The sequence below is a fragment of the Corallococcus sp. CA047B genome, assembly GCF_003612065.1.
Taxonomy (GTDB): Bacteria; Myxococcota; Myxococcia; order Myxococcales; family Myxococcaceae; genus Corallococcus; species Corallococcus praedator.
In genome coordinates this window covers 1-11,157 of record NZ_RAWD01000310.1, presented here as the reverse complement: position 1 = coordinate 11,157, position 11,157 = coordinate 1, and the positions used below count along the sequence as shown (strand labels likewise).

The 11,157-nt window shown below is 71.4% G+C and carries 5 protein-coding genes and 1 pseudogene; 3 read left to right on the top strand and 3 right to left on the bottom strand.

The annotated features are described in order from the left end of the window. Positions 1–147 precede the first annotated feature (147 nt). The 3 genes from D7X74_RS33445 to D7X74_RS33435 all read left to right on the top strand — a co-directional run bounded on the left by D7X74_RS33445 (position 148) and on the right by D7X74_RS33435 (position 5,999). Positions 148–1,272: an efflux RND transporter periplasmic adaptor subunit gene (locus D7X74_RS33445; RefSeq protein WP_120537062.1), complete on the top strand. Its 1,125-nt coding sequence runs from the start codon at positions 148–150 to the stop codon at positions 1,270–1,272. Between the two features lie 45 nt (positions 1,273–1,317). Continuing rightward, on the top strand, positions 1,318–4,443 hold the full coding sequence (locus tag D7X74_RS33440; RefSeq protein WP_233602368.1) for an efflux RND transporter permease subunit: 3,126 nt from the start codon (positions 1,318–1,320) through the stop codon (positions 4,441–4,443). A 143-nt stretch (positions 4,444–4,586) separates the two neighbouring features. Next, complete coding sequence (locus D7X74_RS33435) at positions 4,587–5,999, top strand: TolC family protein (RefSeq protein WP_120537061.1); 1,413 nt, start codon at positions 4,587–4,589, stop codon at positions 5,997–5,999. A 141-nt stretch (positions 6,000–6,140) separates the two neighbouring features. On the opposite strand, the gene D7X74_RS33430 is transcribed toward D7X74_RS33435, so the two are convergent. From D7X74_RS33430 to D7X74_RS33420, 3 genes and pseudogenes are all read right to left on the bottom strand, one after another. Next, positions 6,141–8,891, bottom strand: a complete 2,751-nt coding sequence (locus D7X74_RS33430) for a VWA domain-containing protein (protein ID WP_120537063.1) — start codon at positions 8,889–8,891, stop codon at positions 6,141–6,143. Between the two features lie 43 nt (positions 8,892–8,934). Beyond that, complete coding sequence (locus tag D7X74_RS33425; protein ID WP_120537060.1) at positions 8,935–10,668, bottom strand: BatA and WFA domain-containing protein; 1,734 nt, start codon at positions 10,666–10,668, stop codon at positions 8,935–8,937. Then, a pseudogene (locus D7X74_RS33420) lies at positions 10,665–11,157 on the bottom strand (DUF58 domain-containing protein); the annotation flags it as partial. The gene D7X74_RS33425 and the pseudogene D7X74_RS33420, both read right to left, overlap by 4 nt.

The following is an 11,157-nucleotide window of genomic DNA, read 5'->3' as shown; positions in this document are numbered from 1 at the left end:
CCCCACGAGCTGAATCACCCAAGGCGGGCTCCACCCCGCCCCCGGGGATGAGCGTATTCGCATGTCCGGGACTGACCATAATACCAATTCAGTCACTCAGTGCCGGATTCCCATGCAGCCCCCGGCCCCACAACGAGGAACGAAGCCATGAAGGTGTTCTTGAAGGCAGCAGCGGTCGCGGTGGCGGTGGTGGCGGTGGTGGCGACGGGGTGCGGCGGCGGTGACAAGGCCGTCGTCCCAAAGGCCTCCGCCGCGCAGGTCGTCCAGAAGCCGGTGGGCGTGCGGGCCGTCACGCCGGCCACGCAACTGGAGGCGAGCGTCCTGCAGGCCACCGGCAGCGTGCGCTCCAAGCAGGTGGCGACGCTGAGCGCGCAGGCGTCCGGCACCCTCACGCGCGTCAACGTGAACGTGGGCGACACGGTGAAGCGCGGCCAGGCGCTGGCGCAGCTGGACACCAGCAACGCGCGCATCGCCGCCAACCAGGCGAAGGCCTCCAAGGCGTCGGCCGACGCGGCGCTGGATGGCGCGACGTCGGAAGTGGAGCGGGCCCGGGTCCTCGCGCAGTCGGGCAGCCTCCCGCGCGCCTCGCTCGACAAGGCGGAGGTGGGCTACCGCCAGGCCCAGGCCCAGGCCCAGCAGGCGGCCGCGATCCTCGACAGCGCGCAGGAGGTGCTGCGCGACGCCACCCTCACGGCCCCCTTCGATGGGGTCATCACCGTGCGCAAACTCAACGAGGGCGACTACGTGTCCGCGGGCACGGCCGTCTTCGTGCTCGTCAACACGCAGGCCCTGGAGGTGCGCGCGCCGGTGCCCGAGTCCTTCGTGGACCGCGTGAAGGTGGGCACCGTCATCAAGGGCACGCTCAACCCCTCCGGCGCGCCCTTCGAGGCACGGGTGCGGAGCCTGGGCGCCACCATCGACGAGCAGACGCGCACCGTGGAGGTGCTCGCGGACGTGCTGCCGGCGAAGGAGGACGGAGCGCGGCTGCGCGCGGGCGCCCTCGTGGAGCTGGACTTCTCCAACGCGGCGGCCACCGACGGCGCGCCGGAACATGCGGGCCTCTTCCTGCCCACGCAGGCCGTCAACGCGCGCGGCCAGCAGGGCTTCGTCTGGGTGGTGCAGGACGGCAAGGCGCAGCGCCGTGACGTCAAGGTGGAGCGCGTGCTGCCCGGCTTCGTGCGCGTGGTGCACGGGCTGGGCCCCGCGGAGCGCGTCGTGGCGGACGCCAGCCTGCCGCTCCAGGACGGCACCTCGCTCCAGGTCGTCCAGTAGCCCGGCCCCCCTTCCTTCCCTCCCCTTTCCCGACGCACGCCAGCCATGCTCCAGACCTTCATCAAACACTCCGTCTTCACCGTCATGCTGATGGCGGCGGTCGTCGTCTTCGGCCTCTTCGCCTACCCGCGCATCGGCGTGGACCAGTACCCCAACGTCGATATCCCGGTCGTCACCGTCACCACGCTGCTGCCGGGCGCGGACCCCGAGTCCATCGAGAAGAACGTCACCGACCCGCTGGAGGAGGCGCTCAACACCGTCAGCGGCGTGGATGAGCTCAACTCCATCAACCTGGAGAACGTCAGTCAGGTGACCATCAGCTTCAAGCTGGGCACCGACGTGAACGTGGCGGCCCAGGACGTGCGCGACCGCGTGCAGGCGACGCTGCGCTCACTGCCGGATGACATCGAGACGCCCGTCGTGGAGAAGTTCGACATCGGCGCGGCGCCCATCCTCACGCTGTCCCTGTCGGGCGCCCTGCCCGTGGACGAACTGACGCGCGTGGCCGAGGACGTGGTGAAGCCGTCCCTCCAGAGCCAGCCGGGCGTGGGCAGCATCAGCGTGGTGGGTGGCCGCAAGCGGGAGATCCAGCTGGTGGTGGATCCGCAGCGGCTGCGCGGCTACGGCCTGGCCATTGGCGACGTGAGCCAGGCGCTCCAGTCGCAGAGCGTGGACCTGCCGGGCGGTCGCGCCACGCAGGGTGGCCGTGAGCGCATCGTGCGCCTGACGGCCGAGGCGCGCAGCGTGGGGGAGATTGGCGACATCATCGTCGCCAGCCCCAACGGCACGACGGTGCGCGTGCGGGACGTGGCGGCGGTGGTGGACGGCGCGCAGGAGGCTCGCGGCGTGGCCCGCTCGGACACGGGCGCCGCCATCGCGCTCGTCGTGCGCAAGCAGTCGGGCGCCAACACGGTGCAGGTCGCCGAGAACGTGAAGGAGTCCCTCGCGGAGCTCAACGCGGAGCTGCCCGAGGGCGTGACGGTCAGCACCATCAGCGACAACTCCACGACCATCCGCGCCTCCATCCACGCCGTGCAGGAGGACATGCTCATCGGCGGCGTGCTCTCCGTCGTCATCGTGCTCCTGTTCCTGCGCGACCTGCGCTCCACGTTCGTCGCCGCCATCGCGCTGCCGGTGAGCGTCATCGGCACCTTCGCGGTGATGGCGCTGCTGGGCTTCACCTTCAACATCATCACCATGCTGGCGCTGACGCTCTCCATCGGCCTGCTCATCGACGACGCCATCGTGGTCATCGAGAACATCGTCCGCCACCTGGAGGAGGGAAAGACGCCCATGCAGGCGGCGCTGGAGGGCACGCGGCAGATTGTCATCGCGGTGCTCGCGGTGACGCTCGCCATCGTGGCCGTGTTCATCCCCGTGGCCTTCATGGAGGGGACGATTGGCCAGTTCTTCTACCAGTTCGGCGTCACGGTGGCCGTGGCGGTGCTCATCTCCTACGCGGTGTCCATGACGCTCACGCCCATGCTCTCCAGCCGCCTGCTGAAGGCTCACGGCCATGGCAGCCCGAAGAACCGCGTGAGCGCCGCCATCGAGCGCGTGCTCGTGGGCATGGAGAACGGCTACCGCCGCATCCTCGGGGGCGTGCTCAACCGGCGGGGCCTGGCCGTGGCGGTGGCCGTGGGCGTGCTGGTGCTGACGCTGGGCATGGCCCGCTTCCTCAAGTTCACCTTCATCCCCCCTTCCGACAACGGCGCGGTGCGCGTGACGCTGGAGCTGCCGGTGGGCTCCACCCTGGATGACACCGAGCGCGAGCTGGCCAGCGTGGCCACGCAGGTGCGCACCCTGGAGGGCGTGAAGGAGACCTTCATCACGGCGGGCGGCGGCACGCTGGAGGAGGTGCACAAGGGCGAGGTGCTGGTGAACCTGGTGCCGCGCAAGGAGCGCCCCTTCGACCAGGAGGCCTTCAAGGTGCGCCTGCGGAGCGCGTTGCCCCAGAGTCCCGGCGTGATGCTCTCCGTGCAGGACGCCTCCGGTGTCGGCGGTGGCGGACGTACCCAGCAGGTGCAGTACGTGCTGCGCGGCACGGACTGGTCCCAGGTCGTCGCCGCCAACGAGAAGATGCTCGCCGTGATGAAGTCCAACCCGGGCTTCACCGACATCGACACGACGTTCCGCAGCGGCAAGCCGCAGTACGACGTGCGCATCGACCGCGAGCGCGCAGCGAAGCTGGGCGTGCCGGCCGCGCAGGTGGGCATGGCCCTGCGCTCCTACCTGGGCCGCGACGAGTTTATGACCTACCGCGAGGGCGGCGAGACCTACGACGTGAAGCTGCGCCTGCCCGACGCCACGCTCGCCTCCGAGACGGCGCTGGGGCAGCTCACCGTGCGCACCACGGGCGGCCAGTTGGTGGAGCTGCGCAACGTGGCGAACATCACCCCCTCCGAGGGCCCGGTGCAGATCGACCGTCAGAACCAGAAGCGGCAGATCACCCTGCTCGCCAATCTGGCGCCCGGCTACACGTTGGGCGAAGGCATGAGCTTCCTCACGGCGCAGGCCCAGCAGGACCTGCCCAAGGGCGTGGTGGGCAGCTTCGCCGGCAACGCGAAGGAGATGGGCAAGACGGCCGTCGCCTTCGGCACCGCGCTGGGGCTGGGCATCCTGCTGCTCTACATGATCCTCGCGGCGCAGTTCGGCAGCTACATCCACCCCTTCACCATCATGCTGTCGCTGCCCTTCGCGCTCATCGGTGCCATCGGTGCGCTGCTGCTGTCGGGCAACGCCCTGTCGATGATTGCCCTCATCGGCGTCATCATGCTGATGGGCCTGGTGGTGAAGAACGGCATCCTGCTCGTCGATTTCACCCAGCAGCTGCGGGATGCCGGCAGGAGTGCACGGGACGCGCTGCTGGAGGCCGCGCCGGTGCGCCTGCGCCCCATCCTCATGACGACCATCGCCATGGTGGCCGGCATGATTCCGGTGGCGCTCGCCAAGGGGGATGGCGCGGAGACGCGCGTGCCCATGGCGCTCGTCATCATCGGTGGCCTCATCACCTCCACCGTGCTGACGCTGGTGGTGGTGCCCGTCGTCTACTCGCTGCTGGACGGGCTCTCCGCGCGCTTCAGCCGCCGCAAGGGCGACGCGCATGAGGAGGTGGACGTCCCGGTGGCCTCTGGCGTGGTGAACCCCCGCCTCGTGGAAGAGGGGCCTTGATGACGACGAAGCAGGCGCCCTCGCCGCGCTGACGGCAACCCGCTCCCGACCCATCACGGAGGTCATCGCCGCGGTCCCTTCGGGGCCCGTCATGCCCTCCGTGTGTCCTCTTCCTCCCCACCGTTTCCACTCCGGTCGCCACCATGTTCATCCGTGCTCTTCTCTCCAGCGTCCTGCTGTCGCAGGCCCCCAGCGTCACCGGCACTCCCGCCGCCACCGACACGCCCGTGAGGAACGCGGCTCCCGGTGTCTCCGACCTGCCGGTGCCGTCCTCCAGCACCGGGACTTCGGTGGCTGCGTTCCCGCTGCTCACCCTGGAGGAGGCCATCGCCCTCGCGGAGAAGCAGAGCCCCAGCCTGGACGCCGCGCGCGCCCGGCTTCAGCAGTCCCGGGAGCTGGGCAACAAGGCCTGGTCGGGCTACCTCCCCACCGTCACCGCGAGCGGCGCATACACCCGGAATCCGAGCGAGCTGACGTTCGCGCTCCCCGGTGCCCCCGACCCCATCACCCTGCAGAAACGGGATCAGCTCTCCGGACAGCTCTCCGCGCGGCAGGCGCTGCTCGTACCCACGCTGTGGCCCGCCATCCAGACGGCTTACCTGGGGGAGAAGACCGCGGCGCTGACCGCGGAGAACACGCGCCGGGAAATCCTGTTCGCGGTGGCGCAGGCCTACCTCGGCGCCGCGAGCCTGCGGGAGGCCATGGCGGTGCAGGAGCAATTGCTGGAGGTCCGCCAGGGCTTCGAGCGCGACGCCCAGGCGCGCTTCGAGGCCGGCGACGCGGAGAAGCTGGCCGTCCTCCGGGCGACGCTGGACCGCAAGCAGGCGGAGCAGGAGGTGGTGCGCAGCCGCAATGCCTACGCCACCGCGAGGAGCGCCCTGGCCGCCCTGCTCGCGCGGCCGGTGGACTTCGACGTGGCGGCGCCCCAGGGCAACGCGGTCGCGGTCCCTCCCGAGGCGGATGACGCGGCGGTCGCGGAGAAGACCGCGCTCGACCAGCGCCCGGACGCAGCGGCCGCGCGGCTCAACGTGGACGTCGCACGCGGCGGCCGTCGGCAGGTCCTCTTCGAGTACCTGCCCAACCTGTACGCCAACGGCAACGCCTCCACGACGAACACCGCCGGGCTCACCGGACAGGCCTCCACCTGGACGGTGGGGCTGGCCCTGTCGTGGAACCTGTTCGACGGCGGGCTGCGCGAGGCCAAACTGCGCGAGTCCTCCGGGAAGATCGCCGAGGCGAACGCCAATCTGCGCGGCCTCGAGGAGCAGATTCGCGATGATGTGCGCAAGGCGCGCAGCGAGCTGGAGAGCGCGGAGGTCAACCTCGGGACGGCCGAGGAGCGCGCGAAACTTGCCCTGGAGAGCGCGAGGCTGGCGAAGCAGAACTTCGACGCCGGGGTCACGACGTATCTCCAGGTGACGGACGTCAACGCGACGCTCGCGAGCGCCCAGCTTTCGGCCGTGGCCGAGTCACTCAACGTGCGACTCTCGCGACTGGCGCTGATGCGGGCGATGGGCCTCTTCGACCCCACGGGCCATTCCCTCGCGCCTCGGTAGTCGTCACGCGGGCCCCATGTTCCCGTCACCATGATGGGCTTCGGATTCTGAGGCCCCTTGGGGCGACCGCCGCCCGGACGACAAGCCCGGGCCCCGTGTCCGGCGGATGGAGCAAGGCGGTTCAGGGACACTGCCTTCCGCTCAGCGTCCCGTCCGACGGCGGGCCCGTGCCCGCGCGGCCTCCAGTGCGGAGTCCACGCCGGCAGGAGGCTTCGGAGGCTCGGGTGCTGGCGGCGGAGGTGATTCCTCCGGGGCTTGAGACTTCTTCCCGGACGCCGTCGTCGCGGAAGGCTCCGTGCGCGGGGCCGCCACGGGGCCGCGCGCGCTGGACTCCTTCGCGGGCCGCGCTCGGGCCGTTCGCACCCGGGGCGCGGAGAGGAAGCGGCGCACGGCCACTTCCGACAACAGCACCGCCAGCGCGAACGCCACCAGCCACGGCGCCAACGGTACGCGTCCTTCGGACTCCGGCGCTTCCGCGAACAGGCCCGTCATCGACAGACGCTCCTGTCCACCTCCCACCACCGCCAGCGCGCGCAGGAGCTTCAGGCCCTCCTTCGCGCTGCCCGGTTCGAACTCCGGCGCGTACGGCAGCGCCACGGGCGGCGCCCTCAACACGCGGCCTCCCCACTTCACCACCGGGTGCCAGGTGCCACTGCCGGACAGGGGGTACTCGGCCACCAGCCGGTCCTCGTCCTCCCAGTGCAGCGGCTTCTCCACCCCAGCGCGCCCGTCGCCCGACAGCAGCACCGCCGTGGGCAGGGCTCCCGGCATCGGCTCGCCCGGCGGCAGGTCCAACGTCACGCGCAGCAGGTTGCCCTGGCGCTCCGAGCGCACCACCGCCTCTTCCTTCGGCGTGGCGCTCCCCATCGACCAGCGCACCACCGCTTCCAGCGTCGCCCGCAGCGCGCCCCACTCGCGCAGCTCGCCCGTGTACTTCCCGTCCACCTCCGCGGTGAGGGCCACCACGCGCCCCGCGCCATGCGGCCACAGCGCCAGCACCGGCGCGGCGTTGGTGTCCAGCGTGCGCAGCGCCACGTTCGCCCGGGGCTTCAGGTACGTGAGGTTGTAGCCGCCCACCTGCGGCAGGCCCTGCGTGGGCAGCGGCCCCAGCAGCGGCAGGTCCGGCGCGGCCTCCAGCGACGCGGGCTCATCCACGAAGGTGGCCCTCGCCACCGCGAGCGTCTCCTGGCTGAAGATGCGCGGCAGGCTCATCGCGTCCTCGGCGAAGTAGATGCGCCCGTTGCCCCTCCGGGCCACCTCGCGCAGCAGCTCCGCGTCCGGATCCGCCGGGGTGCCCAGACCGATGACGGACACCGTCACGTTCGCCTCTCGCAGCGCGGCCAGGGTCGCCTGGTAGTCGCCCGGCTCCTCGGAGTCCGCCGCGTCGGAGAACAGCACCACGTGCCGCGTGGGCTTGTCGCTGCGGAGGATCTCCTTGCGCGCCGCGCGCAGCGCTACGCCCACGTAGATGCCGCCCCCGCCGCTGAAGCCGCTCGCCACCTGCTTCAGGGGCAGGCCTTCGCTCACGGGGCTCAGCGGGAAGATTTCGTGGGGCTCCGTATCCACCATGTGGATGGAGGCTTCATCGTTCCCGTTGAGGAGCGTGAGCGCCGCCGTGACACCCTCCGCGGCCAGCTCCATCTTTGTGCGGCCGTCCGGCACCTGCACGCCCATGGAGCAGCTCGAATCCATCAGCACGCTCATCGCCACCGAAGCGCGCCGCTGCTCCTCGCGCATCTCCAGCGACACGGGCAGCAGCGCCTCCACGGGCGACCTCCGGTAGCCGCCCTCCCCGAAGCTCGTGCGTCCGCCCGTCATCACCAGGCCGCCTCCGGCCTGATCCACGTAGTCCGCCAGCACGTTCAGCCCCGTCTCACCGAGCGCGTTGGCGTCCACGTTCTCCAGCACCACCACGCCGACGCCATCGAGCGCATCCAGCGACACGTGGAACGGCGCGCGGACATCCACCTGCATGCCCGTCGCCGCCAGCGCCTTCGCCAGCGTGCCCGTGGGCTGTTGGGTGAGCAGCAGCACGCGCGGCGGGCCTTCCACGCGCAGCACGCCCACGCCCACGTCGTTCTCCGGAACGCCGTCCCCCGCGGTCTCCACCGTGAGCCGGTAGTGCACGAGTCCCGGTGCCTCCAGCAGGTCGCGCAGGGGCAGCAGGTTCGGCCCGGGCTTGAAGTCGAAGGGGCCCTTCACCAGCACGCGTCCGTCGCGCTCCAACCGCACGGTGCCGGTGATGGCGGAGGTGGCCTGCACCACGGCGGAGAACTGGAAGGGCTCGCGCACGGAGACGGTAGCGGGCACGTCCAGCGACACGACGGCCACGTCCAGCGCGGGCTCCGGGCGGGCCACCTGCCGGTAGTCCACCGCGATGCCTCGCGCCGCCAGACGCCGGGTCGCGCCCCGAGCATCCGCGCCCGTGGCGCGACCATCGGAGACGACCAGCACCCGGCCCGTGCGCTCGGGGGGAATCAGCGCGCCCGCCGCATCCAGGGCCGCGGACAGGTCCGACGCTTCCGCATCCACCGGCCGCGTGAAGCCGCCGAAGTGGCCCACGTCCGACAGCGGGGACTCCACCCGGGCCTCGCGGCCGAAGGTGACGACACCGACACGGTCGCCGGGCCGGCGCTGCGACTCCACCAGGGACACCAGCTCCTGCGCCACCCGGTCCACGTCCAGCGGCATGGAGCGCGAACGGTCCACCACCACGGCCACGTCGCTGCCCGCGTTGGCCAGTCGCAACTCGGGCCCAGCGAGAGCCCCCACGCCGAGCACCAGCAGCCCCCACCGCAACACCATGGGCGGACCGGGCCTCCGGCCGTAGCGCCACAGGAAGAGCCCCAGCGGCAACAGCAGCAACCACGCCTGCGGAAGGGTGAAGCTCATGCGGTCCTCCGCATCCGCGGCCATTCCAGTGGAAGGGTGCCGGTCATACCTTCCTCGTGACGTAGAAGTCGGCCAGCAGCGCGGCCAGCAGAATCACCAACGGCCAGCGGGCGCGCTCCTGCGCACCGCCTCCCGCCGCATCCTCACCCGCTTCTTTCGCAGGCACATCGACACTGCCCCGGCCGCGCAGGTCCGACTCGCGCGCATCCAGCGCCAGCACCTCCAGCGAGTCCACTTCGGTGCCGTCCCGCTCCAGCGCGTAGCGACCGGGACTCGTGGGCGCGGACAGGCTCAAGGCGCCCGCGCCAAACACCGGCTTGCGTCCGGACGGACCGACCAACGCGTAGCGCGCACCGGCTTCCGTCACCACGGGCAGCGCTTCGCCCAGATTGAGCTGGTGCCGGGGAAAGCCCTCGCGCAGCCGGCGTGCGGTTCTCACCACGTTGCCCAGCAGCACTGGCCACGCCGTGGTCCGCTGGAGGTTGGAGCGCGCCAGGTCCACGTTGAGGTGCAGCCGTCCGCCCTCCTCTTCCGACACCAGCACCGCCTCACCCGCCGTCACCAGCGGACGGCCGGGTGGATTCGTGCCCGCCGTCCACCGCACCCCAGCGAGCTGCACGTCGTCCATCAACGTGCTGCCCTTCTCCGTGAAGAACGGTCCCACGAAGGTGCGCAGTGTTCCTTCCGCGCCCAGCGTCACCCGCGCCTCCGTGCTCGAAGGTCCCACCGACAACACCGGCGCGCCGGGAACAGGCGTGCCATGCGCCACCTCTGGAGACACCGCCAGGAAGCGCTCCAGGGCCTGCCTTGATGCGGGTGAGAGTCCTTCGGTGAGGCCCACCGATACCGGCATCATGGGGGCAGGCGGCAGGCGCACGTGTCCGTCCTCGGGCAGCGCGTCGTCCGGCAGGGACACCTCCACGTCACCGGCTTCGCGGAAGGTGAGGCGCACCGTCGCGGCGCCCTCTTCCGGAAGGGCAATCCGTTCAATGCGTTCGGTGCCTTCACGCGCACCCGGCCCTGGCGCCGCGCGCACCCGCGCCTCCACTTCCGAGGGCCCCGCTCCAAAGCGAGCCACCCGCAGCGTCACCGTGGCCCGGCCGTCCTCATCGCGCCGCTGCGCGGACACCAGGGCCACGTTGCCCTGGGAACGCCCCAGCGCCGTCCAACGCACCGAGGGAGGAACAACGGTGTCTTGCGACGGCGGTGCATCGGTGAAGAAGTGCACGTGCTTGCCGGGCCCGGACAGCTCCTGTGCCCACAGGAGCGTGGGCACGACGTCGTGGTCGGGCCCTCGCGAGGCGAAGGACTCCAGCGCGCCCAGGGCTCGCGACGCTTCGACTTCCGGACCGGCCACCACGTGGGGCGACACACCGCTCGCCAGCACCGTCACGTGCGTGGCGCCTTCCGCCTCCACGCGCTTCGCGGCTTCCGTGCGCACGTGCTCCAGCACGGTCTTTCCATCCGATGCTCGCGCGGACATGGACAGGCTGCCGTCCACCACCAGCACCAGGTGGCGGCGACGGGCCGTCTCCCCCCAACGCACGTCCGCCAGGAACAGCGCGGCGGCCAGGACCGCGAGGACCTCCAGCAGCAGTGACGCCTCGCGCGTGAAGCGCTCCCACCGGGGTCCGCCCTCCGCGCGCGGACGTGGCGTACGCCACAGGAACAGCGCGCTCACCACGACCGGCTTCTGCCGACGGCGCAGGAAGTACGCCGCCACCAGCGGAACCAACGCGCCCAGCGCCAGCAGGCCCCACGGAAGTCCGAAGCTCACGCCCCGCCTCCCGCAACGAACAACGCGCGCAGCGGCCCTGCCACCTGGGCGCGCAGCCCGTCCGCCGTGCTCACCGTGAGCAGCGTCCCCCGCGCCCGCGCCGCGGCACTCCGCAACGCTCGCTGGTGTTCGGCGAAGCGGCGGGCATACGCGGCCAGCACCCCGTCGGTGAGCAGTTCCTCCAATGCAACGCCACTCTCCGCGTCCACCAGCCGCGCGCCCTCGCCCCCCGTGGGCTCCAGGTCCTCCGCGTCCAGCACCTGCACCAGGAACAGCGCTGACGCCCCCCGCGACAACCGGGCGCACAACGCCTCCAGGTCCGTCTCGAAGAGGAAGTCGCTCACCACCACCCGCAGTCCACAGGGCCGCAGCGGCGGCAGCCGCCCCAGCGCCGCCGCCAGATCATCCCGGGCCTCGAACTCCGCGCCCCGCAGCGCCGAGCGACACGCCGGCCCCTGCACCCGCTCCGACCGCGCCCCACCCCACAGC